The 25,534-nt window shown below is 65.3% G+C and carries 25 protein-coding genes; 16 read left to right on the forward strand and 9 right to left on the reverse strand.

All coding sequences use genetic code 11. From position 1 onward, the window contains the following. The first annotated feature begins 7 nt into the window (after positions 1-7). Positions 8-3,895 carry a DUF3683 domain-containing protein gene (locus AC6H0W_RS00930; RefSeq protein ID WP_497575228.1) on the forward strand — a complete coding sequence of 1,296 codons (3,888 nt, stop codon included), beginning with the start codon at positions 8-10 and terminating at the stop codon, positions 3,893-3,895. A 19-nt stretch (positions 3,896-3,914) separates the two neighbouring features. Here AC6H0W_RS00930 and AC6H0W_RS00935 read toward each other — a convergent pair whose 3' ends face one another. Next, positions 3,915-4,544, reverse strand: a complete 630-nt coding sequence (locus AC6H0W_RS00935; RefSeq protein ID WP_497575229.1) for a hypothetical protein — start codon at positions 4,542-4,544, stop codon at positions 3,915-3,917. Next, positions 4,522-5,169 (reverse strand): orotate phosphoribosyltransferase, encoded by a 648-nt coding sequence (gene pyrE / locus AC6H0W_RS00940; RefSeq protein WP_497575230.1) that lies wholly within the window; start codon positions 5,167-5,169, stop codon positions 4,522-4,524. Before pyrE ends, AC6H0W_RS00935 begins: the two co-directional genes overlap by 23 nt. Before the next feature lie 30 nt (positions 5,170-5,199). Here pyrE and AC6H0W_RS00945 point away from each other — a divergent pair, with 30 nt between their 5' ends. Continuing rightward, positions 5,200-5,982 carry an exodeoxyribonuclease III gene (locus AC6H0W_RS00945; protein ID WP_497575231.1) on the forward strand — a complete coding sequence of 261 codons (783 nt, stop codon included), beginning with the start codon at positions 5,200-5,202 and terminating at the stop codon, positions 5,980-5,982. Positions 5,983-6,072: 90 nt separating this feature from the next. Here the strand turns inward: AC6H0W_RS00945 and AC6H0W_RS00950 are convergent, their stop codons facing one another. After that, positions 6,073-7,143 carry a hypothetical protein gene (locus tag AC6H0W_RS00950; RefSeq protein ID WP_497575232.1) on the reverse strand — a complete coding sequence of 357 codons (1,071 nt, stop codon included), beginning with the start codon at positions 7,141-7,143 and terminating at the stop codon, positions 6,073-6,075. Between the two features lie 373 nt (positions 7,144-7,516). Between AC6H0W_RS00950 and AC6H0W_RS00955 the strand changes: the two genes are divergently transcribed. Both AC6H0W_RS00955 and AC6H0W_RS00960 read left to right on the forward strand, forming a co-directional pair. Beyond that, a complete protein-coding gene (locus tag AC6H0W_RS00955) occupies positions 7,517-8,068 on the forward strand; it encodes a hypoxanthine-guanine phosphoribosyltransferase (protein WP_497575233.1) in 552 nt (183 codons plus the stop codon). Positions 8,069-8,091: 23 nt separating this feature from the next. Further along, entirely contained in the window at positions 8,092-8,436 is a 345-nt protein-coding gene (locus AC6H0W_RS00960; protein WP_497575234.1) for a DUF1840 domain-containing protein, read from the forward strand. A 77-nt stretch (positions 8,437-8,513) separates the two neighbouring features. On the opposite strand, the gene AC6H0W_RS00965 is transcribed toward AC6H0W_RS00960, so the two are convergent. Continuing rightward, positions 8,514-8,816, reverse strand: coding sequence for a putative quinol monooxygenase (locus tag AC6H0W_RS00965; RefSeq protein ID WP_497575235.1), 303 nt, complete (start codon positions 8,814-8,816; stop codon positions 8,514-8,516). Positions 8,817-8,900: 84 nt separating this feature from the next. Here AC6H0W_RS00965 and AC6H0W_RS00970 point away from each other — a divergent pair, with 84 nt between their 5' ends. Beyond that, positions 8,901-9,320 carry a VOC family protein gene (locus AC6H0W_RS00970; RefSeq protein ID WP_497575236.1) on the forward strand — a complete coding sequence of 140 codons (420 nt, stop codon included), beginning with the start codon at positions 8,901-8,903 and terminating at the stop codon, positions 9,318-9,320. 9 nt (positions 9,321-9,329) lie between these two features. Here the strand turns inward: AC6H0W_RS00970 and AC6H0W_RS00975 are convergent, their stop codons facing one another. Further along, on the reverse strand, positions 9,330-10,100 hold the full coding sequence (locus AC6H0W_RS00975) for an EAL domain-containing protein (protein WP_497575237.1): 771 nt from the start codon (positions 10,098-10,100) through the stop codon (positions 9,330-9,332). Positions 10,101-10,242: 142 nt separating this feature from the next. On the opposite strand from AC6H0W_RS00975, the gene AC6H0W_RS00980 reads away from it, so the two are divergent. Both AC6H0W_RS00980 and AC6H0W_RS00985 read left to right on the forward strand, forming a co-directional pair. Then, positions 10,243-10,431 carry a hypothetical protein gene (locus AC6H0W_RS00980; RefSeq protein ID WP_497575238.1) on the forward strand — a complete coding sequence of 63 codons (189 nt, stop codon included), beginning with the start codon at positions 10,243-10,245 and terminating at the stop codon, positions 10,429-10,431. Then, entirely contained in the window at positions 10,415-11,125 is a 711-nt protein-coding gene (locus AC6H0W_RS00985; RefSeq protein WP_497575239.1) for an N-acetylmuramoyl-L-alanine amidase family protein, read from the forward strand. Before AC6H0W_RS00980 ends, AC6H0W_RS00985 begins: the two co-directional genes overlap by 17 nt. Here the strand turns inward: AC6H0W_RS00985 and murB are convergent. Together murB and AC6H0W_RS00995 are read right to left on the reverse strand one after the other, a co-directional pair. Then, positions 11,112-12,140 (reverse strand): UDP-N-acetylmuramate dehydrogenase, encoded by a 1,029-nt coding sequence (murB, locus tag AC6H0W_RS00990; RefSeq protein WP_497576175.1) that lies wholly within the window; start codon positions 12,138-12,140, stop codon positions 11,112-11,114. The two genes, AC6H0W_RS00985 and murB, sit on opposite strands and share 14 nt — an antisense overlap. Positions 12,141-12,144: 4 nt before the next feature. Beyond that, entirely contained in the window at positions 12,145-12,606 is a 462-nt protein-coding gene (locus AC6H0W_RS00995; RefSeq protein ID WP_497575240.1) for a PACE efflux transporter, read from the reverse strand. A gap of 312 nt (positions 12,607-12,918) precedes the next feature. Between AC6H0W_RS00995 and AC6H0W_RS01000 the strand changes: the two genes are divergently transcribed. From AC6H0W_RS01000 to AC6H0W_RS01040, 9 genes are all read left to right on the forward strand, one after another. Then, the gene (locus AC6H0W_RS01000) at positions 12,919-14,190 is read left to right on the forward strand and encodes an MFS transporter (protein ID WP_497575241.1); all 1,272 of its coding nucleotides are present in this window, start codon (positions 12,919-12,921) and stop codon (positions 14,188-14,190) included. A gap of 75 nt (positions 14,191-14,265) precedes the next feature. Continuing rightward, positions 14,266-15,858 (forward strand): sigma-54-dependent Fis family transcriptional regulator, encoded by a 1,593-nt coding sequence (locus AC6H0W_RS01005; RefSeq protein WP_497575242.1) that lies wholly within the window; start codon positions 14,266-14,268, stop codon positions 15,856-15,858. Positions 15,859-16,050: 192 nt separating this feature from the next. Further along, the gene (locus AC6H0W_RS01010) at positions 16,051-16,605 is read left to right on the forward strand and encodes an OsmC family protein (RefSeq protein WP_497575243.1); all 555 of its coding nucleotides are present in this window, start codon (positions 16,051-16,053) and stop codon (positions 16,603-16,605) included. 50 nt (positions 16,606-16,655) lie between these two features. Further along, positions 16,656-17,795, forward strand: a complete 1,140-nt coding sequence (locus tag AC6H0W_RS01015) for an acyl-CoA dehydrogenase family protein (RefSeq protein ID WP_497575244.1) — start codon at positions 16,656-16,658, stop codon at positions 17,793-17,795. Beyond that, a complete protein-coding gene (locus AC6H0W_RS01020) occupies positions 17,792-19,129 on the forward strand; it encodes an FAD-dependent oxidoreductase (protein ID WP_497575245.1) in 1,338 nt (445 codons plus the stop codon). Before AC6H0W_RS01015 ends, AC6H0W_RS01020 begins: the two co-directional genes overlap by 4 nt. Before the next feature lie 25 nt (positions 19,130-19,154). After that, positions 19,155-20,486, forward strand: a complete 1,332-nt coding sequence (locus AC6H0W_RS01025; protein ID WP_497575246.1) for a CmpA/NrtA family ABC transporter substrate-binding protein — start codon at positions 19,155-19,157, stop codon at positions 20,484-20,486. A 75-nt stretch (positions 20,487-20,561) separates the two neighbouring features. Continuing rightward, positions 20,562-21,410 carry a sulfurtransferase gene (locus AC6H0W_RS01030; RefSeq protein WP_497575247.1) on the forward strand — a complete coding sequence of 283 codons (849 nt, stop codon included), beginning with the start codon at positions 20,562-20,564 and terminating at the stop codon, positions 21,408-21,410. A 134-nt stretch (positions 21,411-21,544) separates the two neighbouring features. Continuing rightward, positions 21,545-22,402, forward strand: coding sequence for a sulfurtransferase (locus tag AC6H0W_RS01035; protein WP_497575248.1), 858 nt, complete (start codon positions 21,545-21,547; stop codon positions 22,400-22,402). Between the two features lie 24 nt (positions 22,403-22,426). Continuing rightward, complete coding sequence (locus AC6H0W_RS01040; protein ID WP_497575249.1) at positions 22,427-23,023, forward strand: 2-hydroxychromene-2-carboxylate isomerase; 597 nt, start codon at positions 22,427-22,429, stop codon at positions 23,021-23,023. Positions 23,024-24,212: 1,189 nt separating this feature from the next. Here the strand turns inward: AC6H0W_RS01040 and AC6H0W_RS01045 are convergent. Beyond that, positions 24,213-24,686: a DinB family protein gene (locus AC6H0W_RS01045; protein ID WP_497575250.1), complete on the reverse strand. Its 474-nt coding sequence runs from the start codon at positions 24,684-24,686 to the stop codon at positions 24,213-24,215. A 36-nt stretch (positions 24,687-24,722) separates the two neighbouring features. Beyond that, the gene (locus AC6H0W_RS01050) at positions 24,723-25,460 is read right to left on the reverse strand and encodes a GntR family transcriptional regulator (protein ID WP_497575251.1); all 738 of its coding nucleotides are present in this window, start codon (positions 25,458-25,460) and stop codon (positions 24,723-24,725) included. Between the last annotated feature and the right edge of the window lie 74 nt (positions 25,461-25,534).

The raw sequence follows: 25,534 nt of genomic DNA on the forward strand, positions 1-25,534 counted from the left end.
ACACACCATGACTCAGCGCCTGCGCGAAATCCCCTACAACTACACCTCGTTCTCCGACCGCGAGATTGTCATCCGCCTGCTCGGGGCCGAAGCGTGGGATAACCTCGCCAGCCTGCGCGCCGAACGCATCACCGGTCGTTCCGCGCGCATGTTGTACGAAGTGCTGGGCGATATCTGGGTGGTGCAACGCAACCCTTACCTGCAGGACGACCTGCTCGCCAGCCGTGAACGCCGCGAAGCGCTGGTGGGCGCCATGCATCACCGCCTGCGCGAAGTCGAAAAGCGCCGTCTCGAAACCGCCGCCGAAGACCCCGAGCGCTCCGCCCGCGTGGCCATGCTGGTGAAGGCGGCCGAAACGGCCGTCAGCCACTTCGCGCGTTTCTTCGATGAAACCGGCGAACTGCGCAAACGCGTCGAAAAAGTGCTGCTGCGCCACACCCGCCGCGACAACATCTGCTTCGACGGCCACTCGCGCGTCTCGCACGTCACCGATGCCACCGACTGGCGCGTGGAATACCCCTTCGTGGTGCTCTGCCCCGACACCGAAGAGGAAATGGCGCCGCTGGTGCGCGACTGCATCGAACTGGGCCTGACCATCATTCCGCGCGGAGGCGGCACCGGCTACACCGGCGGCGCCATTCCGCTCGACGCCCGCTCGGTGGTCATCAACACCGAGAAGCTCATCGACATCGGTCCGGTCGAAGAGGTCTCGTTGCCGGGCCTCGCCCAGCCGGTGGCCACCATCCGCACCGGCGCCGGCGTGGTGACCGAGCGCGTGGCTGAAGCGGCCACGCTGTCCGGCCGCGTGTTCGCCGTCGACCCGACCTCCGCCAGCGCCTCCTGTATCGGCGGCAACATCGCGATGAACGCCGGCGGCAAGAAGGCCGTGCTGTGGGGCACTGCGCTGGACAACCTGGCGTGGTGGAAGATGGTCACGCCCGATGGCGACTGGCTCGAGGTCGAACGCCTCAACCACAACCTGGGCAAGATCCACGAGCAGGAAACCGTCGAGTTCCGCCTGCGCCGCTTCGATGCGAACGGGCGCAAGCAGTTGTCGGAAGAAATCATCTCCATGCCCGGCGCGGGTTGCCGCAAGACCGGCCTGGGCAAGGACGTCACCGACAAATTCCTCGGCGGTGTGCCGGGCGTGCAGAAGGAAGGCACCGACGGCCTGATCGTGGCGGCGCGTTGGGTGCTGCACAAGATGCCGCCGCACACGCGCACGGTGTGTCTGGAATTCTTCGGCCAGGTGCGCGAAGCCGTGCCGGCCATCGTCGAGATCACCGACTACTTCAAGCCCGGTGGCGCCGGCCATGCCGCAGGCGTGCAGCTCGCCGGCCTCGAGCACCTCGACGAGCGCTACGTGAAGGCCGTTGGCTACGCCACCAAGGCCAAGCGCCACGGCCGGCCCAAGATGGTGCTGGTGGGTGACATCGTCGGCCACGACGAGGCCGCCGTGATGACGGCCGCCTCGGAAGTCGTGCGCATGTGCAACGCGCGCGCCGCCGAAGGCTTCATTGCCGCCTCGGACGAACAGCGCAAACGCTTCTGGCTCGACCGCGCCCGCACCGCGGCCATCTCGAAACACACCAACGCCTTCAAGATCAACGAAGACGTGGTGATTCCGCTCGACCGCATGGGCGACTACTGCGACGGCATCGAGCGCATCAACATCGAGCTGTCCACGCGCAGCAAGCTCACGCTGTGCGACGCGCTGAGCGAATTCATCGCCGGTGAATTGCCGCTCAACGTGGGCGATGCGGACCTCGACAAGAACGAGCTGATCGGCGACTGTCGTCAGGCCGCGCTCGACACCCTGGCCGAGATACGCGCGCGCTGGCAGTGGCTGCTCGACAACCTCGACACGCCGTTGGCCGAGGCCGAGCCGGCGCTGTCGGGGCTGGGCATTCACGCCAGCGAGTTCACCAACCGTGCCGCCAACCCGGTGCTCTTCCACCGCCTGCAGGATTACTCCATCCGCATTTCGTGGAAGACCGAACTCAAGCCGCGTCTCGATCACATCTTCGACGGGGCCGTGTGCGCGCCGGTGCGCGAACGCATCGAGGCCATTCACCGCGAAGTGCTGCGCGGGCGCGTCTTCGTGGCGCTCCACATGCACGCCGGTGACGGCAACGTGCACACCAACATCCCGGTGAACTCCGACCACTACGAGATGCTCACCACCGCCAATCTGACGGTGGATCGCATCATGGCGCTGGCGCGCTCGCTCGACGGCGTGATCTCGGGCGAGCACGGCATCGGCATCACCAAGCTCGACTACCTCACCGACGAAGAGATGGCGAGCTTCTGGGCCTACAAGCAGAAGGTCGACCCGGAAGGCCGCTTCAACCGCGGCAAGCTGATGCGCAACGACAACTTCCGCGCCAACCTCGATCTGGCCTACACGCCCAGCTTCAGCCTGATGGGGCATGAATCGCTGATCATGGAGCAGACCGAGATCGGCGACATCGCACGCGACATCAAGGATTGCCTGCGCTGCGGCAAGTGCAAACCGGTGTGCTCCACCCACGTGCCGCGCGCCAACCTGATGTACAGCCCGCGCAACAAGATCCTCAGCACCTCGCTGCTGATCGAGGCCATCCTGTACGAAGAGCAGACGCGTCGCGGCGTGTCGCTGGCGCACTGGGCCGAGTTCGAGGACGTGGGCGACCACTGCACCGTCTGCCACAAGTGCGAAAAGCCCTGCCCGGTCGACATCGACTTCGGCGACGTGTCGATCAAGATGCGCAACCTGCTGCGCAAGCAGGGCAAGAAGTCGTTCAATCCCGGCACCAAGGCCGCCATGGCCTTCCTCACCGCCAAGGATCCAGCGACCATCAAGCTCATCCGCAAGGGCATGATGGACTGGGGCTACAAGGCGCAGCGGCTTGGCCATCGCATCGGAAAATCGCTGGGGCTGATCCAGGGCCAGGTGAAGCGCCCGCCCGCCACGCTGGGCAAGGCGTCGATTCCGGCGCAGGTGATCCACTTCATCAACAAGCCCATGCCCGGCAACCTGCCCAAGCGCACCAGCCGCGCCTTGCTCGACATCGAAGACGACAAGGTCATCCCGGTGATCCGCAATCCGCAGGTCAAGCGCGACGAATCCGAGGCGGTGTTCTACTTCCCGGGCTGCGGCTCCGAGCGCCTGTTCAGCCAGGTGGGCCTGGCCACGCAGGCCATGCTGTACCACGTCGGCGCCACCACGGTGCTGCCGCCGGGCTACCTGTGCTGCGGCTATCCGCAGACTTCGGCCGGCTTCGAGGACAAGGGCCAGCAGATCACCACCGACAACCGCGTGCTGTTCCACCGCGTCGCCAACACGCTGAACTACCTCGACATCAAGACCGTGATCGTGTCCTGTGGCACCTGCATGGATCAGTTGATGAAGTACCAGTTCGAGCGCATCTTCCCCGGCTGTCGCCTGCTCGACATCCACGAGTACCTGCTCGAGAAGGGCGTGAAGCTCGACGGCATCGAAGGCACGCGCTACATGTACCACGAGCCCTGCCACACGCCGATGAAGCAGTATCAGGGCATCAAGGTGGCCAACGAGCTGATGGGCACGCGCGTCGATCTGAACGACCGCTGCTGCGGTGAATCGGGCACTTTGGCCGCCTCGCGGGCGGACATCTCCACTCAGGTGCGTTTCCGCAAGCAGGAAGAGATCGAAAAGGGCGCGGCCGCCTTGCGTGTCGATGCCCCGCAAGCACCGGTCAAGGTGCTCACCTCCTGCCCGAGCTGCCTGCAGGGTCTGTCACGCTACTCGGACGACGGCAAGATCGAGGCCGACTACATCGTGGTGGAGATTGCCAAGCATCTGCTCGGCGAGGAATGGATGCCGGAATACGTGCAGCGCGCCAATCAGGGCGGTATCGAGCGCGTGCTGCTGTAAACGCAAGCCGGGCGATGGCTCAGCGCGCGCTGCGCTCGGCCATCAGCTCGGCAAAGCGTTTGCGGTCGGCCGCATAGCGCGCCTGCACCGCTTCGCGCTCATTCACCTTGCTCTGCAGCAGCCGACGATAGGTGGCGCGCTCGTTGTCGATGTCGGTGCGTGCCATGCGGTGGCGTTGCGTGATCTGGTCCGGTGACAACGAGGCAATGAGCTGTTCGAGCTTGCTCTCTTCGTCGTCGAGTTCGGCCAGGCGCTTGCGGATGTCGCCGATGACGCTATCGACGTCTTCAAGCGACTGCATTTCGCGTTCGTCGATTTCCTGTGCGCTGCGGTAGGTCTGCAGCAGTGCGGTGTCCTGTCGACGTTGATGTTCGCGCTCCGAGGCTTCACGCGCAGCGCGCCGCCGCTCGGCATCTTCCTGAACCCTTTCTTCAGGGGTGAGCGGCGCGGCCACCACGCGCAACACCGTGCCGCGCGGCGAGATCTCGCGGTACTCGCGCCCGTAACAGGCCTGAGGCAGCAGATCGCCGCAGATGGACTGCCCGCTCTTGCCTTGGCAGCAGAAGATGTTGCCTTTGTTGGCGCTTGCCCAGGTGGGCAGCGCCAGAGCAAGAGCGATGAATGCTTTAGGCAGCCACGTCGACACCATAACGATCCCGATAGGCCTGCACGGCCTCAAGGTTGGCGACCAGATCGGCACTGCCTGCAAGATAGCCGATCAGGTCTTCCAGCGTCGCCACTGCCACCACGGGCATGCCGTAGGTGGCACTGACTTCCTGTACAGCAGACTGATGGGTGCTGCCGCGCTCCATGCGATCGAGCGCAATGACCACGCCCGACGCCTCGGCACCGGCGGCGCGGATGATGTTGACCGATTCGCGCACGGACGTGCCGGCGGAAATCACGTCATCCAGAATCATCACCCGGCCGGCCAGCGGTGCGCCAACCAGCGTACCGCCTTCGCCATGATCCTTGGCTTCCTTGCGGTTGAAGGCAAACGGCATGTTCACGCCCTGCTCCGCCAGACGGATGGCCACGCCGGCAACCAGTGGAATACCCTTGTACGCCGGGCCGAACAGCATGTCGCACGGCACACCGGACTCGATGATGGCGCGCGCATAGAAACCGCACAATTCACGGAAGGATTCGCCATCGTTGAACAGGCCGGCGTTGAAGAAATACGGCGAGTCTCGCCCGGCCTTCGTCACGAAGGAACCAAAACGCAGCACGCCCTTGTCGCAAGCGAGTGCAATGAAATCGCGGCTAAAATCCATGTCCTGCCAATCCGGGAAATAATTCGAAGCATGTTACGCGTCATCACAGCCAACCTCAACGGCATCCGATCGGCTCAACGCAAGGGCTTTTTCGACTGGCTGCCGGCCCAGAACGCAGACTTCGTGTGCCTGCAGGAGCTCAAGGCGCAAGCCCCTGACATGAGCCCCGAGATGCTCACGCCAAATGGATATTACGGCCACTTCCACTATGCCGAGAAGAAGGGCTACAGCGGCGTGGGGATTTATTCACGGCGCAAGCCCGATCAAGTCATCGAAGGCCTCGGCGTACCCGAGATCGACGCCGAGGGGCGTTACCTCGAAGTGGTGCAGGGCAACCTCTCCGTCATCTCGGTGTATGTGCCGTCGGGCTCCAGCGGGGACGTGCGCCAGGAGGCCAAGTTCGCCTTCATGGAGAAGTTCTTCGCCCACCTCGAGCAACTGGCGCGCTGCGGCCGTGAAGTGGTGCTGTGCGGCGACTGGAACATCGCGCACAAAGAGATTGATCTGAAGAACTGGCGCTCGAACCAGAAGAACTCCGGCTTTCTGCCCGAAGAGCGTGCCTGGCTGAGTCGCGTGCTTGATGAGCTGGGCTGGGTCGACGTGTATCGCCGGCTGCATCCCGAAACCACCGGCGACGCCTACACGTGGTGGTCCAATCGCGGGCAGGCCTGGGCCAACAACGTGGGTTGGCGGCTCGACTACCAGCTCACCACGCCGGGCATTGCCGCCAGCGTGAAGACTGCGGCCATCTACAAGGCCGAACGCTTTTCAGACCACGCTCCGCTGAGCATCGATTACGACTGGCCGACCTGAACCCCAGGCCGCAGCCCGCAGCCGCACTGGCCGTAAACGAAAAAACGCCGCACCCGAGGGTGCGGCGTTTTCATTGAAGCGGAAAACCGATCAGGCGGCTTTCTTGCGGTTGGCTTCGAGCCAGCCGTCCACCGTGGCGACGATTTCGTCGACAGCGGCGTTCTTCATGCCTTTCTGAGCAGCCAGCAGCTGCACGACGCGGTCAACACGCTCGATGTTGGTGGCGCCAGCGGCCAGAGCACGAGCGGCCGACGACGGGCTGCCCAGCGACTGAGCGGCGTCAGCGTACTTCTGGAACGGCACGAGGTCGTCGCGGTTGGCGCCCAGAGCGACGCAAACGTCCATCACCCACTCGTAGATGGCGCGCGAGGCTTCGATATCGCCATGCACGGCTTCCTTGATCGGGCGAACGCCGTCTTTAAGCACGCAACGGTAGTTACCGGCGAGCAGCATGGCCCACTTGGCCAGCGGCACGTAGATCGACTCGTTGGCCTTGAGCTTGACCGGCAGTTCCAGCTTCTCGCCGTTGTAGTCCAAACGGGCAGCGGTGATGTCGGCGTCCAGGTCGCGGACGATCTGGGTGTGGGCGTCGTTCTCGAACGGAGCGCACTTGAAGTTCGTCGGCAGACGCACTTGCAGCACGTTGACCTTCTCTTCGGGCGGACGGAAAGCCTGGGGATCCGGGCTGCACAGGGTCATCAGCTTGGGATCGATGACGTCCCACACGGTGGCGTCGGCGAAGCAGTCACGCAGCAGGTTGGCGTCGATGCCCGGGATACGAGCGATGAACGGCAGCGGCGGCATGTTCATGATCGACATGCACGGCACGCCGGCCTTGGCGATCTCACCCAGCAGCTCACGCACGCCCGGCGAACGGTACTGCGGCTCTTGCATGGCCAGACCGACCAGGTCGTACTCGGACGGGTTGATGGCGCTCGGCACGTCGGCAGAGATCTTGCCCGGCAGCTTCTTCGAATCGATTTCGACGAGGCCTTCGCGACCACGCATCGGCATGCGCACGATGGAGCCTTCGGCGTTGATCAGCTCGGCTTCGGCCGGCAGGCAGACCAGCTTGACCGAGTGACCGGCCATGGCCATTTTGACCGCCAGCAGGGAACCGTACGAGGCTCCAAGGATCAGTACGTTGTACTTCTTGCTCATGAGAAAAGCACTCCTCTAAGGTTACAAACGAAAATCACAAAAAAACGTCGCCAGCGTGCGAATGCACGCTGGCTGAATTCGGTGGTCCGGTTCGGGCTCACGGCGCGGGATGGTGGCCGGGGCCGCACGAACAGGGCGCAATGTGCAGGAAGACTGTGCTCTTGTTGAACACCTTGGCAATTCCTGCGCCCCGCAAAACAGTGGGTTTGTGAGGCATGGTACTTATATTTTACGAAGCGGCCAAGGGGGGCGATTATATCGCAATGTGATCAAATGTCACGGGCCCGCCACAGCCTGCGCGAAAGCCATGCGGCGTGCGGGCTGCAACCGGCCTCAGGTAGAATTCGCGGCACCGCATGAAGGAGCCGTCCCGATGGATCTCGACGAAATCCGGCGCATCCGCGCCGAAGCGGATTGCCTCGTCACGCCCGAAGCCATCGACGCCGCCATTGATCGACTTGCCGGCGAAATCACGCAGCAGCTCGCCGACGCCAACCCCATCGTCTTCGTCGTCATGAACGGCGGCGTGATTTTCTCGGGGCGCCTGCTCCCCAAGCTGCCCTTTCCGCTCGAAACCAGCTACCTGCACGCCACCCGTTACGGCGACCGCATCCGCGGCGAGCAACTCGAATGGCGCGCCCAACCCGCCCAAAGCGTGCGCGGGCGCAGCGTATTGGTGCTCGATGACATTCTCGACGAAGGTCGCACGCTGCACGCCATCCTCAACCATCTGCGCGCCGACGGCGCTGCGCAGGTGTACTCTGCAGTGCTGGTGCACAAGCAGCACGAACGCAAAGCCGTACCCGGCCTGCGCGCCGACTTCACCGGCGTGGATGTCGCAGACCGCTTCCTGTTCGGCTGCGGAATGGACTACAAGGGCTACTGGCGCAACGCGCCGGGCATCTACGCCGTTCGCGGCCTCTGAAACACAGCAACACGGAGAACCCCATGGTCGTCACGTTCAAATCCCGCGCCGGAGCCGACGTCATCATGCTCGGCGACAGCGCCCGGCAACTGCTCAAACTCCTCGGCAAAGACCCGGACGAAAAGAAAGGCATCGTCACCGTAGAACAGCTCCCCGCGGCCATCGAAAGCCTGCAACGCGCCATCGATACCGACCGCGAACGCGCCCGCCAGAAAGAGCAGGCCGAAGCCCAGAAGGATGACGACGATGAGGCCGACGTCCCCAAAGGCATGGCTGCCGCCGTCAACTTCCACCAACGCGGCTGGCCCCTGCTCGAGTTGATGACGCAAGCGCAGCGCGACGGCGTACCCGTCACCTGGGGCACCTGACGCGCTACGCACGCCAAGCAAAAGGCCGCCTTACGGCGGCCTTTGTCATTGCACAGCGGTCAATCCCCACGCTGCGACTAACGCGCCGGATTCATCTCGATCACGTCCGCACGCAGCACCGACTGCTCCACCACCAGATCGGCAATCTGCGGGCGACTGCGCAGATAGTGATCCGTCTGCTTATGCACCTGCAGCGCATCCGGGCTGCGATAGATCTCGTACAGATAGAACGTGTTCGGCTCTTCCTTGGCCTCCAGCACGTCGAACACCAGGCAATCGGCCTCCGTCTCCACCGACGCCTTGGCGTTCGGCAGCATCGCCGCCAGATACGCCTCGCGCGCGCCTTCCTTGATCACGTTCTTCACAACGATGCAGTACATCCGACCTCCTCGGTTTGGCTTCAACGGTTGTCGCTGGCACCATAACAAAGCACCCGAACCCAAGCAAAACTAGAGGAACCCACCATGGCGAACCGCCCCGCTCCGTTCAACGGCCTGCGACACTTGGCACTGGTCGTGCCCAACCTTGAGGAATGCGAGCGTTTCTACACCGAAATCATCGGCATGCAGATCCTGCGCCGCGCCAGCCCCAACCTGGTCTATCTCACCCTCGGCAACGACAACCTCTCGCTCGGCCGCAGCCGCCAGGGCGAACGCACCGGCGTGCAATACCTCGACCACTTCGGCTTCATCGTCGACACGCTGGATCAACTGCAGGACTGGTACGAATTCATGCTCGAAGCCGGCGTAAACGTACTCGACACCCCGCACGACCACGGTGACGGCGCCCGCAGCTTCCACTGCACCGACCCCGCCGGCAACGTCATCCAGCCCATTTACCACCCGGCGATTTCGGGGCAACGGTTTTCGGGGCCAGGGGAATAAACCCGCCAATCAGCCCTGCATCACCCCTGCCGCGACTTCGGGCAGTGCCTCGAAGGCCGGGCGGGCGAAGTAGTAGCCCTGGAAGAGCTCCACGCCGAGGTCGCGCAGGGTGAAGAATTCCTCTTTGCGTTCGATTCCTTCGGCAATCACTCGAACACCCAGGTCGTTGCACATCTGCATGATGCCGTGGGCGATGGCGCGGCGGACCTTGTCTTTGTCGATGTCGCGGATGAGGCCCATGTCGAGCTTGACGATGTCGGGCTGGAAGTCGGCAAGCAGGCCGAGGCCGGCGTAGCCGGCGCCGAAGTCGTCGATGGCGGTGCCGAAACCGCGCTCGTGGTAATGCTGGAGGATGTGGCGCAGGTGGCCTTTGTCTTCAACGCGTTCGTCTTCGGTGACTTCGAAGATGATGCGCTCAGCCGGGAAGTTCCATTCTCGGGCAGCTTCGAGGGTGGTGCGGATGCACAGCTCGGGGCGATACACCGCGTTGGGCATGAAGTTGATGCTGAGTCGCGCCTGCATGCCGAGTCGGGCCGCCAACTGGATGGCCTTTACTCGGCAAGACTGGTCGAAGCGGTAACGGTTGGCTTCGGTGACGTGTTTGAACACGTGAGCAGCGCCCTCTCCCGCCGGGCCGCGCGCGAGCGCCTCGTAGGCAAAGACCTCTTTTCGGGTGACATCCACGATGGGCTGGAACGCCATCGAAAACTCGAAACCGAGGTCGGCTCCGTGCAGGCATTCGGAGCAGCCCAGGGGGCGAAAATCGACGGGTTTCTGCATCAAGCGTCCTCAGAGCATTCGGATGGCCCGCCGGAGAACGAGCAGGAACCATTACAACCAAACTGACTCTGCGCAGCAAGCGCCCGAACATGCGACATGTGGCGCATGATACGGCCGGCCCAACAACGATGCAGGTGTCAGCATGACCACCAAGAAAAAATTCCGGGTCTTCATCGACGACGTGAAGATTCGCCACACCAGCCATTGGGACGAGGACTTCATGAGCCGTGAGGAGCTCGAAGCCCTGCACGCCAAGCCCAAGGGCGATGCCGAGGACAAGCCCGACGAGGACGATGAGGCGGCGGACGATGACGATGCGCGCAAGGATTGAATTGCGCGGACTGTGGTTGGCCTTGAGTGCCTGCGTGTCGGGTGCGGTTGCGGCGGCGGATGTGCCTTTGGTGGCGGTGGATGTCGGCCACACGGTGCAGGCGCCGGGCGCCATTTCGGCGCGCGGGCGTCCCGAGCTCGACTTCAATCATGATCTGGCGCGGGCGGTGACGGCGGCGCTGGAGCAACGTGGGCTGCGCACCGTGCTGGTGAACGCGGACGGGCAGATCGAATCGCTCGAAGCCCGCCCGGCCAGCGTGCCGGAGGCGGATTTCTTTCTGTCGATCCACCACGATTCGGTGAATGTCGTCGAGCTCGAAGAATGGGAATGGATGGGCACGCCGCAGACGTATTCAGACCGCTGGGCCGGGCATTCGATGTTCGTATCCACCCGCAACCCCGATCTTGCCACCAGTGTGCGTTGCGGGCGCGCCATCGGGGCGCGGCTGCAGCGTGCGGGCTTCGTGCCGACGGAGAAAAACGCGCGCAGCCGCGACTACATTGACGCCGAGCACGCGGTGCATCAGTTCGACAATCTGATCGTGCTGTACCGCGCGCAGCAACCGGCGCTGCTGTTCGAGGGCGGTGTGATCAAGCACCGTGATGAAGAGCTGCTGCTGCGCGACCCCCAACGTCAGGCGCGCATGGCGGCGGAGATTGCCACCGGGCTGGCGGCCTGTCTCACGACGCGCTGACGAAAATCGGCTCGGGCTCCAGCTCGACGCCGAAGCGTGCGGCGACATCGGCACGAATGGCTTCGGCGATGCGGCGCACGTCGTCGCCATTAGCGCCGCCGCGATTGACCAGCACCAGCGCCTGGCGCTCGTAACTGCCCACCGGGCCCAGATCACGCCCCTTCCAGCCACTGCGCTCGATCAGCCAACCGGCCGCCAGCTTGCTGCGGCCGTCGGGCTGCGCGTAGTGCGGCAGGCCGGGGTGCTCGGCCAGCAGGCCCTGCAAAGTGGGCTGATCCACCACCGGATTCTTGAAGAAGCTGCCGGCATTGCCCAGCGTGGCGGGGTCGGGCAGCTTGCGTTGGCGAATGGCAATGACGGCATCGGAGATGTCCATGGCCGTCGGCTCGGTCACGCCGCGCGCAGCAAGTTCAGCCGCCACGTCGGCGTAACCGGTGACGGGCTGCCAGCGCTTGGGCAGGCGGAAGGTCACGGCGGTGATCAGCCAGCGCCCGACCTCCTCTTGTTTGAACACGCTGTCGCGGTAGCCGAAGCGGCACTCGGCTGCGTCGAAACGTCGCGTGCAGCCATCGACCAGCGACACGGCCTCGAGGTGGTCGAAACGCGCCTCCAGCTCGATGCCGTAGGCGCCGATGTTCTGGATGGGCGCAGCACCTACGGTGCCGGGAATCAGCGAGAGATTTTCGAGCCCGGGCCAACCCTGCGCCAGCGTCCAGCGCACGAAGTCGTGCCAACGCTCACCGGCGCCGGCGCGCACAAACACGTGCGATTCGTCTTCGCCCACCCGCTCGCGCCCCGGCAGCGCCACGTGCAGCACCCAGCCGGGGAAGTCGCCCTGCAGCACCACGTTACTGCCACCGCCGAGCACCAGCCGCGGACGGCTCGCCCAGTCCGGCTGCTGCACCAGCCAGGCCACTTGCTCGGAAGATTCGATCACCGCCAGCCGCGCTGCGCGGGCTGTGAGGCCGAGCGTGTTGAGTGCGGTCAGGTCGGCGTCCGGCACGATGCGCGGCATGAGCTCATTCACCGCCGGAAACCTCCGTCTGCTTGATCGGGAAGATGCGGTCATACGCCAGGTTGAACACGAAAGCGTAAGCCACGTACGACAGCGCCAGCCCGATGTCGGCGATCAGCGCGGTGAGCCAGTCCATGCCGGTCCACCACATGATCACCGGCAGCGACAGCGTGAGCAGCCCGGTCTCGAAGCCGATGGCGTGCAGCACGCGCAGGCGCACCGGGCGCTGGTCGGCCTGCCGGCCCGAAAAGCGCCCGTCGAAGTAGTCGAATACGGTGTTGTAGCACCCGTTCCAGACGGCGGCGATGAGCGCGATGATGGCCAGCAGGCCGATGGACTCCACCAGCGGCATGCCGCTCAGCCACACGAACGGCGGCGTGATCAGGATCAGCCCGCCCAGCTCGAAGAGCAGCACCTGACGGATACGATCGGGAAGCGAGCGGAGAGCGGGGCGGGTTTTGTTCACTGCAGCACGAATTTATAATGAGGTCGCTCGCGCTTGGTTGCGCGGCACCTTCGCTTGCGCCACGGGCACCGCCCGGGCGCTTCTCACGCGCCGCCATCGGAGACCCCGGGGCGGCCCGAACAACCGGCGACCGGCTGGTTCAAGGCGACAGCGCATAGTCTCATGTGCAATGCGGAAAAACGCCCGCCGCAGCGGCCTGCGTTACCGTGTTGCAACTTCCGGGAAGAGGATCAGTCCTCTCAGGAGACCGCGCTTTGACCTGCGAGCCCGCCGGGTCAGCGCGACCGCCATGGTAAATGAGATTACGCCCACATGCTTCCTCAGCTTCTCCCCATCAGCTCCCTCATGCTCGGCACGGCTTTGCTGCTGCTCGGCAACGGCCTGCTGTCCACCCTGATCGCGCTGCGCGGCAGCATCGAAGGCTTCAGCGACCAGATGTTGGGCCTGATGGGTTCAGCGTATTTCGTGGGTTTTCTGCTGGGCACGTACATCGTGCCGCCGATGATCCGGCGCATCGGCCACATCCGCGCCTTCGCCTATTTCGCGGCCACCATCGCGGCGGTGATCCTGCTGCATTCGCTGATCGTTAACGAGTGGGTGTGGCTGCTGCTGCGCCTGATCATAGGCGTGGTGCTGGTGGGTTTCTACACCGTCATCGAGAGCTGGCTGAACAGCCGCAGCGAGCCGGCCACGCGCGGGCTGGTGTTCGCCACCTACATGATGGTCAACCTGTCGGCTCTGGCGGCAGCGCAGCAATTGCTGCACTTCTCGTCGCCCGACAGTTTCGTGCTGTTCTCCATTGCGGCGGTGATGGTGTGCCTGTCGGTGCTGCCGCTGGTGTCTACCCGCCAGCCGCAGCCGGTGGTGCATGACGTGCCGCGCCTCACGGTGCGCCTGATGTGGAAAGCCGCGCCGACGGCGGTGGTGGCTGCCGTGGCCTCGGGCCTGGCGATGGGCGCGTTCTGGAGCCTCGCACCGCTGTATGCCGCGCGGCTCGATTACGACGCCGGTGGCGTGGCCATGCTGATGACCGCCACCATTCTCGGCGGCGCACTGCTGCAACTGCCGCTGGGCCGCCTGTCCGACCGTGGCGACCGGCGTTATGCGCTGGTGCTGGCGGCCAGCGGCGCAGCCGTGGGCGGTGTGCTGATGGCGCTGTTCGGCTCGTCGATGTACGTGCTGATGGCCTCGGCCTTCCTGTTTGGCGGCATGGCCTTTGCACTGTACCCGATCACCATCGCCCACCTGGTCGACCATCTGCCGCAGGAGCAGATCCTGTCGGGCAACGCCGGCATGTTGCTGCTGCACGGCCTTGGCGCCATCGCCGGCCCGACCATTGCCGGGGGCCTGATGGCGCTGGTGGGTGCGCCGGCCCTGCCGCTGTATTTCGCTGCGGTGCTGGCGCCGTTGGCGCTGTACGTGCTGCTCACCTCGCGCGGCCATCGCGACGTCATCGTCGAAGAGCCTGCGCAGTTCGTGCCGATGGTGCGCACCGCCGCCACTGCGGTGGAAATGGCAGCCGCCGTCGAAGAGCACCGTCTGGACACCAGCGCCGACGACCCCGCCCCCGAGCCGGCACGCTGAAGCCCGCGCGCCAGCCACCTTGGCGCGACACTTGCTTGTTTTCCGGCGACCCCTCGCTGCCGGAAAACAAGCCTCATGACACACCCTGCACCCACCGAATCCACCGACGGCCCGCTGTCCGCGTTCTGGCGCGAACAGGAGATGCTGCTTCTGCAGCAGGTCATCGGCCTGATCGGAAAGAGCCTGTCGCCCGACGTGGTGCTGCGCGAGATGCTGCACCTGCTGTCGGAGCTGCTCGGCCTGAACCGCGGCCGCATCGTGCTGCGCGACGACGGCACCGACACCTGCAGCATCCGCTACGCCTACGGCCTCACACGCGACGAAAGCGCGCGCGGGCGCTACCGCCTGGGGGAAGGCGTGACCGGCACCGTGCTGGCGCGCGAGCATCTGGTGATCGTGCAAGACATCGACCGCGAAGAGCTTTTTCTGGCGCGCGCGGTGAAACGCGACAAATTGCCCGCCGGCCCGGTGTCATTCATCGCGCTGCCGGTGCGCATCGAGCAAAAAACCGTCGGTGTGCTGGCCTGCCACCGCATCCGCACGCGCAACCGCAGCATTGCCGACGACGTTTCGATGCTGCGCATTCTGACCACGCTCACCGGCCAGTTGCTGTCGCTGCAATCAATGATGGCGGCGCGCACGCGCGAGTTGCAGCAGCAGAACGACATGCTCACGCGCGCCCTGCGCTCGGGCAACGCGCGCTACGGCATCGTCGGCACCTCGCCCGCGTTGCTGCGTGCCATTGCCGAGCTGGAGCAGGTCTCCGACACCACCGCCAGCGTGCTGCTGCTGGGCGAATCGGGCACCGGCAAAGAGGTGTTCGCGCGTGCGCTGCATCTGGCCAGCCCGCGCCGCGACCAGCCTTTCATCCGCGTGAACTGCGCGGCGATTCCCGAGACCCTGTTCGAATCCGAGCTGTTCGGCTTCGACCGCGGCGCCTTCACCGGCGCCACCGGCACGCGCGAAGGCCTGTTCGAGCAGGCCGACGGCGGCACCTTGTTTCTCGACGAAGTCGGCGAGTTGCCACTGACCCTGCAGGGCAAGCTGCTGCGCACCTTGCAGGAGGGCACCATCACCCGGCTGGGCGGCAAGCGCGAGTTGAAGGTGGACGTGCGCGTGGTCACCGCCACCAACCGCAATCTGGAGCACGAAGTGGCGCGCGGGCAGTTTCGGCAGGATCTGTTCTACCGCCTCAACGTCATCCCCATCCGCCTGCCCTCGCTGGCCGAGCGTGAGGACGACGTGCGCGCGCTGGCGCTGCACTTTCTCAACCGCGCCAATCAGGCCAACCAGCGCAACGTGAACTTCACCACCGACGCCTACGACCGCCTCGAACGCCACCCTTGGCCGGGCAACATCCGCGAGCTCGCCAACCTGATCGAGCGCGTGGTGCTACTGACTGATCGCAGCACGGTCGATGCCGCCACGCTGGAGCGCTTCCTGCCGGCGGCGCGACCGGCTCCGAGCGTGGAGGCCGCGCCAGCCACCCACCACGAGGACGGCCTGGTGCGGCCTTATCTGCCAGCGCAATCGCACTCGGTGAATGCCTTGCGTGAAGCCGTGGCGCGCTGCGGCGGCAACAAATCGCGCGCCGCGCAGATGCTTGGCCTGACGGCCCGGCAGTTCAACTACCGATGGAAAAAGAGCGGGCTGGACGAGCGCGGCTGACCCAGCCTACACAGTGTCAACAATGTAGACATTGTGTAGGCTGGGCAGGAATGAAGTGGCGCCACACGACAGGCAAATTATTTTCAATAAATCATAGACTTACTGATCATTTTAATTTCTGGCACAGCACTTGCGAATTGAGCTTCGAGCCGGCGACGAACGCCGACCTTCAAGACCAATCAGGAGAGTGCAGTGACCACCGCCACCGAAACCCCGACCACCGTCAAAACCTGGCTGCGCCCGATCGACCGCGACGGGCTGATGAAATTTGCCGAGATGGGCCGCAACGACCCGTCGCGCCGCGGCACCAACAAGATCCACACCGTCACCGAAGGCCAGTACCGCACGCTGAGCTACACCGGCCGCAACGATGCCGTGGTGGTCGACGAACCGCTGCACCTGTTCGGCCAGGACACCGCGCCGGCACCGGGCGAGATCGTGCTGTCCGGGCTGGGCGGCTGCCTCGCGGTGGGCATCATCGCCGTGTCCACCTGGAAGCAGGTCAAGCTCAGCAAACTCGAAATCTTCCTCGAAGGCGACATCGGCAACCCGGCCGCGTGGGGTGCCGGCGGTGCCGAAATGCGCCCCGCCCAGATGGGCTTTCAGGATATACGCGTGAAGGTGCTGATCGAGGGCGACGCCCCGCGCGAAGTGCTCGACGAGATCGTGCAGCACGCCAACTTCTACTCGCCGGTGGCCAACACCATGCGCAACCCGATCCCGTTCAGCATCGCCCTCGCCGACTGAGGCGCCCTGCCCGCGCCCCGACAGGCGCGGGCTCTTCGGAGGAACCCGACATGAATCTCGCCGAGGCCCACGCGAATCTGGTTACCCCGCCAGCGGGCAACGCGCTGGTGAGCGCCGTCGAGGCCGTGGCCGACGACGTGGTCGCGAAGGCGGCCAACCGCATCGACCACGAAGGCTACTACCCGCTGGCCGAGATGCACGCGCTGGCGCAGGCCGGCGCCTTCGGCGCGCATCTGGACCGCAACGGCACGGATGTGGGCAGCGCCATCGATGCCATGCGCGCCATCAGCCGGCGCTGCGGCTCCACCGGCTTTCTGGCCTGGTGCCACGACGTGTGCGGCTTGTACATGGAGCAATCCGGCAACCCGGCGCTGACCGGTCAGGTGCTGACCGACCACACGGCGGGCCTCACCTTTGGCGGCACGGCGCTGTCGAACCCCATGAAGTCCTTCGCCGGCATCGAGAGCATGCTGCTCAAGGCCGAGAAAGTGGCCGGCGGCTACCGCGTGTCGGGCGCACTGCCTTGGGTCAGCCACATCGCGCCGGGCCAGTACTGCGGCGCGATTGCGCGCGTCAGCAAGGCCGACGGCAGCCGCTCGCACGAAATCATGTTCCTGCTGCGCTTCACCGACGACGTGGTGCTGCGCCAGTGCCCGGAGTTTTCCGGCATGGAAGGCACCAGCACCTGGGGTGTGCGGCTGGACAACTATTTCGTCGGCGAGGAAAACCTCATCGCCGACCCGGCGCAGCCCTTCATCGCGCGCATTCGCGGCGCGTTCATCCTGCTCCAGTGCGGCATGGCGATGGGCGTGGTGCAAGGCGCCATCGACTCCATGCTCGAAGTCGAGCCGCTGCTCGGCCACGTGAACAAGTTTTTGCACGACCGACCGGACGAGCTGCAAGCGGAGTACGACGAACTTGGCAAACGCATCTTCAAGCTCGCGCAGACGCCGTATGACGGCAGCACCGATTACATCCTCGATGTGCTCGACGCCCGCGCCTCGGGCGCCGAGTTGTCGCTGCGCGCCACGCAGTCGGCCTTGCTGCATCAGGGCGCGCGCGGCTACCTGATGGAATCGGCCCCGCAGCGGCGCATCCGCGAGGCGCACTTCGTGGCCATCGTGACGCCCGCCATCAAGCATCTGCGCTGGGAGATGGACCGCCTGTCGCGTCAGGAGATGCCGGCATGAGCGCCCCCTGGAAGCAATTCATCTGCCGCGCCTGCGGCCTGATCTACGACGAAGAGCAGGGCGACGCCGACAGCGGCCTCGCTCCCGGCACGCGCTTCGAGGACATCCCCGACGACTGGGTGTGTCCGCTGTGCGGCGTCATCAAGGCCGATTTCGAGCCTTATGAGCCGATCACCTGCCTGCCCGCCAGCGGCGCGGCGCCGAAAGTCTCGCGCGAGGCCGGCGTGGTGGTGGTGGGTGGCGGGCACGCCGGCTGGGCGGTGGCGGAGGCCATTCGCGCGCTCGACGCCGAGGTGCCGATCACGCTGGTCAGCGCCTGCGCAGCCGACCGCTATCACAAGCCCGAACTGTCGATTGCGCTGTCGCGCGGCGCCACGCCCGAAGCGCTGGTGCGGGAGGCCGGCCAAGCCGCCGCGCAGCGCCTCAACGTGCGGCTGCTGTGCGACACCTTTGCCACGGGCCTGTCGCCCAACCTGCACAAGCTGCGCACCACACGCGGCACCCTGCCCTTCACCAAACTGGTGCTGGCGCAGGGCGCACGCCCGGCGCTGCCGCCGGTTTTGCCGGCAAAACTGTGCTGGCGCGTGAATGACCTCGCGGGCTGGACGGGGCTGCAGGCGAAGCTCGCCGGCACGCATCGCCACGTGGTCATCGTCGGCGCCGGCATGGTCGGCTGCGAACTGGCGGAAGATTTCATTCACGCCGGCCATCAGGTGACGCTGCTCGACATGGCCGAAGAGCCGCTGGCAGCCCTGCTGCCGCGGAGGGCCGCACGGCGCCTGCATGCGCACTTCGACGCTCTCGGCGTGCGTTTCATCGGTGGGAGCGGCGTGATTTCAGTCGCCGCCAGCGCAGATGGCACACGCAGGTTGGAGCTCGCCAGCGGCGAGACATTGACCTGCGACGAAGTGGTGGCCGCCACGGGCCTCGCCACCGAATCGCGCATCGCGCGCGGCGCTGGTCTGGCCTTCGAGCGCGGCATCGTGGTGTGCCCGGAAACCCTGCAAACCAGCGCGCCGGACGTATTCGCGCTGGGCGATTGCATCAGCGTGGCCGGCGCACCGTGCCGCTTCATCGAGCCCATTGCGCGCCAGGCCGCAACCATCGCGCGCGCCATTACCGGCCGGGCGTTCGAGGCCTATCAGCACGACGCGCCGGTGATTCGCCTCAAGACGCGCTCGATGCCGCTGGTGATCCACGGCCAGCCGTGCAGCGACCTCGAATGGCAGACGGTGACCGACGACGGCGATTACCTCTTCATGCAGCAACTGCACGACGGCGCCCCCGTCGTCCATCTTGAACTCGGCACGCCACCCGCGCGCCGGGCGGCCTGACCCAAACCTTCCAGCGGAGAACCCCATGGCAGCTTTCGACGACCCGTTTCACAGCAAACCCCTGAACCGCTGCTCATGCGGGCAACACGCCAGCCAGGCCGAACACGAGGCGGCGCTGCCGTCGGGCGAAGACAGCGCCATGAGCCGCGCGGTGGAATCCGCCGTGGTGCGCGCGCTGTTCCCGGACGACGTGATGCGCCGCCGCTTCCTGCGCAGCGTGGGCGCGGGCACGGCGTTGGCGGCCATCTCGCAGTTCCTGCCGATGGGGGCGCTCACCGCCATGGCGATGGAAACCGGGCCGCTGGAAAAGAGCACGCTCAACATCGGCTTCCTGCCCATCACCTGCGCCACGCCCATCGTCGCGGCCGACCCGTTGGGCTTCTACGAGAAGCAGGGCCTGAAGGTGAATCTGATGCGCACGGCCGGCTGGGCCGTGGTGCGCGACAAGACCATCGCCGGCGAATTCGACGCCGCCCACATGCTCTCGCCGATGCCGCTGGCGATCAGCATGGGGCTGGGTTCCGACCCGGTGCCGATGGTGATGCCGGCCATCGAGAACGTGAACGGCAACGCCATCACGCTGGCCATGAAGCACAAGGACAAGACCGACCCGAAAGACTGGAAGGGCTTCCGCTTCGCCATCCCGTTCGACTACTCGATGCACAATTTCCTGCTGCGTCACTACCTCGCCGAACACGGGCTCGACCCCGACCGCGACGTGCAATTGCGCGTGATGCCGCCGCCCGACATGATCGCCAACCTGCGCTCGGGCAACATCGACGGCTTCATCGTCGCCGAGCCGTTCAACCAGCGCGCGGTGTTCGACGGCGTAGGCTTCATCCACAAGCTCACCAGCGAGATCTGGGATCGCCATCCGTGCTGCGCTTTCGTGTCCACCGGCAAGTTCGCGCAGGAGATGCCCAACACCTTCTCGGCACTGTTCCGCGCCATCGTCACCTCGACGCTGCACTGCTCGCAGATGGAAAACCGCAAGGCCGTGGCCGACGCCATCGCCGGCCCCAACTACCTCAACCAGCCCAACACCGTGCTCGAGCAGGTGCTGCTGGGCCGCTTCGCAGACGGCCTGGGCAACATTCGCAACGAACCCACGCGCATCGACTTCGACCCCTTCCCGTGGCAGTCGATGGCGGTGTGGATGCTCACGCAGATGAAGCGCTGGGGCTACGTGAAGGGCGACATCAACTACACGCAGATCGCTGAACAGGTCTTCCTCGCCACCGATGCGCGCAAGCGCATGGCCGAGCTGGGCTTCGAAGCGCCAGCCGACAACTACAAGACCCACACCATCATGGGCAAGGTGTTCGACCCTGCCAAACCCGAAACCGCCCTGAGCTGACGGGCTTCTGCGCGGGCGCCGCACTACCCCGGCGGCGCCCGCTTCCATGCTTCACCCTGACTGAGGACGCGCATCATGACCAAGACCCTGGTAACGCCCGCCGAACTCGCCGCCATGAGCGACGTGGTGATCATCGACACCCGCTCCCCCGAGGCTTATGCCGCCGGCCACATTCCCGGCGCCGTGAACCTGCATGACATCTTCACCTTCCTCGCCACCTCCGATTCGGCCGGCATTCAGGAAATGACCGCAAAGTTCGCTGCCGCTTTCGGTGCCGCCGGCCTCGACGGCAAGAAGACCGCCGTGCTGTACGAACAATCCATGAACAGCGGCTTCGGCCAGTCGTGCCGCGGCTTCTTCCTGCTGACCTTCCTCGGCTACCCCAAGGCCGCCGTGCTGCACGGCGGCATGGCTGCCTGGAGCGCCGCCGGCCTGCCGACCACCACCGACGTACCCTCGCCCACCCCGGCCGAATTCCCGGTCGATCCGACTGCCGCCAGCGTGCTGCTCACCAAGGACGACGTGCTGGCCGCGCTGCAAGACCCGTCCATCGCGCTGCTGGACGTGCGCGACGTGGATGAGTGGATCGCCGATTCGTCGTCGCCCTACGGCAAGGATTTCTGCCCGCGCAAGGGCCGCATCCCCGGCGCCAAGTGGGTGGAGTGGTACCGCCTGATGAAGCCCTCGGCCGACGGCCCTGTAATCAAGGCGCCGGCCGAAGTGCTGGCTGAACTGGCCACCGTGGGCATCGGCAAGGACATGCCGGTGTACATCTACTGCTTCAAGGGCGCGCGTGCGTCCAACAGCTTTCTGGCACTGAAACAGGCCGGCGTGAAAGACGTGCGCATCTACTTCGGCTCGTGGAACGAATGGTCGCGCGACCCCGAACTGCCCATCGAAGAAGGCCTGCCGTACGCGGCCTGAGCCGACGCGACGGGGGCTTGTCGCGCCCCCGTCGGTCACCCGCACACGGTAGAGTGGAACGGGTATTGCTTGCCATCGAGCGTCCGGCCGGAGCCCTTCCGGCCACGCCCAACCCGAACCCAGGAAGCCGTTTCATGACCACACCGTTGCTCAGCCCCGCCGACCTGGCCGAACTCATCTCCCGCGATGAGGCCGTGCTGCTTGATGCCCGGCCGCCTGCCGCGTATGCCGCCGGCCATCTGCCCGGCGCCATCAACGTGCCGCAGATCTTCGACTACATGGCCTCATCCGACGCCGACGGCCTGCACGACATGGCACAACAATTCGCCGCACTCTTCGGCGCCGCCGGGCTCGACGGCTGCAAGACCGCCGTGGTGTATGAGCAATCCATGACCGCCGGCCTCGGCCGCTCGTGTCGTGGCTACTTCCTGCTGTGCGCGCTGGGCTACCCAAAGGCCGCCGTGCTGCATGGCGGCCTTGCCGCCTGGAGCGCAGCCGGCCATGCGCTGAGCACCGAGGTGCCGGAGCCGACGCCGGCAGAGTTTCCGCTCGACCTGACTGCCGCTTCGGCCATCGTCGGCAAAGACGAAATCCTCGCTGCCCTCGACGACCCGTCCTTGACGATTCTCGACGTGCGCGACGTCGCCGAGTGGATCGGCGAATCATCATCCCCCGCCGACAAGAACTTCTGCCCGCGCAAGGGCCGCATCCCCGGCGCCCGATGGCTGGAGTGGTATCGCCTGATGAAGCCCTCGCCCGAAGGCCCGGTGATCAAGGCGCCCGGCGAAGTGCTGGCCGAACTCGCCACCGTCGGCATCACGCGTGACACCCCGGTGTACCTGTATTGCTTCAAGGGCTCGCGCGCCTCCAACAGCTTCCTCGCGCTCAAGCAGGCCGGCGTGAAGGATGTGCGCATCTACCTCGGCTCATGGAACGAGTGGTCCCGCGACCCCGCCCTGCCCATCGAGGAAGGCCCGCCCTACTCCGCCTGACCCACAGCCCAATCCGAGACCACGATGACCATCACCATCGACTACTTCTACACCCCGATCTCCGGCTACGCCTACCTCGGCGAGCCACGCCTGCGCGACATCGCCAAGACGGCCGGCGCGACACTGCGCTATCGCCCGATGGACATCGTGCGCGTCTTCGCCGCCACCGACACCGTGCCGCCGTTCAAGCAATCCGACGCACGCCTGAGCTACCGCCGCGAAGACCTCGCACGCAAGGCCCGCATGCTCGGCCTGCCGATCAACGTCGCGCCGCGCCACTGGCCCACCAACGCCGCGCTGGCCAGCCGCGTCATCGCCGCCATCGCCCTCGAAGGCAACGACCCCGGCGCAGCTTCGTTCGCGCTGCTGTCGGCAGTGTGGGCCGACGAACTCGACATCGCCCAACCCGACCACATCACCCACGCGCTGAGCCGCGCAGGCCTCGACGCCACGACGCTGCTCGCCGCCGCCGAAGCCCCGGAAGCCGCCGCTGCCGTCGCCGGCAACACCGAAGCCGCCATCGCCGCCCGCGTCTTCGGCTCACCGACCTACGTGGTGGAGGATGAACGCTTCTGGGGGCAAGACAGGCTGGATGATCTGGCGAGGCGCCTAGGGGTTTGAGGCGCAGCGCCTCGGGTCGCCCCTAGCTCGCCGACGCGGCAATCTCGCAGCATGCGCAATCAGATTGCCGCGCTACGCCCGCAATGACCGTCCGTAGGGCGTCAATACGCGCAGCGCATTGCGCCAAATGAGGCGCGCCAGAGTCACATCCGGCGCAATGCCTTTCAGTTATTGCGCCCTACGAGAGCTAGCTCGCACATGACGTTGTGCGCATAGTCACGGCGATCGCTGCGCACAACCGTTCGTTGGCCGGGATTTCGCCCCGGCGGGCGACCTTCTTTCTTGCTGCGCGGCAAGAAAGTGGGCAAAGAAACGCGCCCTCCAGAATGTCAATGCCATTTTCGTAGGGCGGATTAGCGCAGCGTAATCCGCCGGATGTTCGGTCAATACGGCGCAATGCGTTTCGCTTATTACGCCCTACGGTCAGGTTAGTCGGCGCTGAGCTTATTCCCGTCATTGCGAGCGTAGCGCGGCAATCTAGTGACTCTGCCACCTGCACGCGCTGCGAGATTGCCGCGTCGCTACGCTCCTCGCAATGACGGTAGAGCGGGTGTGCCCTAGGCACCTCTGCGCTTCCGAATGGCACTACGAACAAACCCAAAGCCCAACCCAACTACCCAAAAAAAACGTGCCGCACCGCGCGCACCAATCCTCCCCTCAGCAGCGCCGAGCGCAGGGGGATTTCGACGGAGTTGTCCGGTCCTGCTGTCCGAGCGACAGCGAGTTCAGGACCGGCCGGCGAAATCCCACGGAGCGAGGGAACCCCGACAGGGGCGCGGATGCGGGGCACCTTTCTTTGCCTACTTTCTTGGGGTGAACCAAGAAAGTAGGTCGCCCGCCGGGGCGAGTCCCGGCCGGTCGAGACCAACACAACGAACTCACCCCAAAACAGCCCAAAACAACAACACCAAAGAAACAAAGCGCGGAAACCTGCGCCCGGATGCCGGATGCCGGATGCCGGATGCCGGATGCCGGATGCCGGATGCCGGATGCCGGATGCCGGATGCCGAAAATGAAAACCGGAACCAGCCTTCACCACATCTTTCGCACCCCCCCGGCTCAACACCTCAAACAATGCACGCCGCCGATCCGGCAACCGACGCCGCCCGCCCCCTCGGCAGACCGACAGACGGCAATGCTCCCTGCGCAGCCACGGCATCAGAGATCGCAGGAGCAATGCCCCGCCCCGTCACCCGTCCCGCAAAAACACCGGCAAATCCATCGTCGGCGGCTTCACACCGAAGTCGTACAGCATGTCGGCGATGTAGCCACGGTGATAGGTACGGTGATTGAAAACGTGCAGCAGGATGTCCCCGCCCCGCATGGCCCCGGCCGTGCCATCGACGAAGCGGAAATCCACCACGCGTTCGAGCGCTTCGTCACTCTGCAGATCGGCATGCTGGATGTACCAGGCGTCCAGCTCCTGCTGCATGCGATGCAGCGCCTCGAACGGCGGTACGGGGTCGAAGTTGCGGGTGGTGAAGCCGTGATCGCGGTGCTCGAGGTGGGCCTTCCAGATCAGATCGATGGCGCAGATGTGCGCCAGCACACCGTTGATGCCCTGCGGGCGGCCGGGGCTGGGCTCGACCAGTTGCGAGGGCGGAAGTGCGCTCAGGCTGTCGTACAGGCGCATATTGGCCCAGGCAGAGTGGCGGGCCAGCATTTGCAACGTGCGAGCACACGACATGCGGCAGGCCTGTCAGCTGTTGAGCATGGCTTCGAACACCGACTCGATGTCGAAATGCTCGCCCTCGTCGCCATTGAGCTTGAGCGACTGCTCCACGTGCTGCAGATGCAACACCAGTTGCTTGCGGGCGCCCTCGACGTCGCCGTGGCGAATGCATTCGACGATGTCGTGATGCTCATGGTCCATGCAGGCCTTGGCATCGGGCGAATCGTAGAGCCAGATGATGAGGCTGCTCAGCGCCACCAGCCGGCGCGTGATGTCGTAAAACAGGCTGTTGCCGGTGAGCTCGGCGAGCAGCAGGTGGAAGTCGCCGGTGAGACGCGTCAGGGCGTCCTGGTCGTGCTCGGCGCGCGCCTGCGTTTCGAGCTTGAGGTGCTCGTCCAGACGCGCCAGCGCTTCGGCCGTGGTGCCGCGCGCAAGCTGCTCGATGATGGCGGTTTCGATGGCGCGGCGGGCGGCGAAGACCTCGGTGGTCTCGCGTGTGCTGGGGCTGGCCACGTAGGCGCCGTGGTTGGGCTTGAGCGTGATGATGCGGTCTTGCGCGAGGCGGCAGAAGACTTCGCGCAGACGCGTGCGGCTGACGCCGAAGACGCGGCACAGGCGCTCTTCCGACAGCTTGGTGCCGGGCGGCAGCTTGCGGTGCGCGATGGCATCGAAGGTGAGGTCGTAGATGCGCTGGTTGTCGATCACTGGTCGCGTGGTGGCGGGTTTCGGTGTTGCTGCTTTTCGGGCCGTTCGGGTGGCAGGCATGATGTGCTTCAGGGCTGAGATGCGTTCATTTTCGTGGCCTGAACGTGCCACGTAAACAACTATTGTCGACAACC

Source organism: Pseudazoarcus sp. NS20, assembly GCF_059703745.1.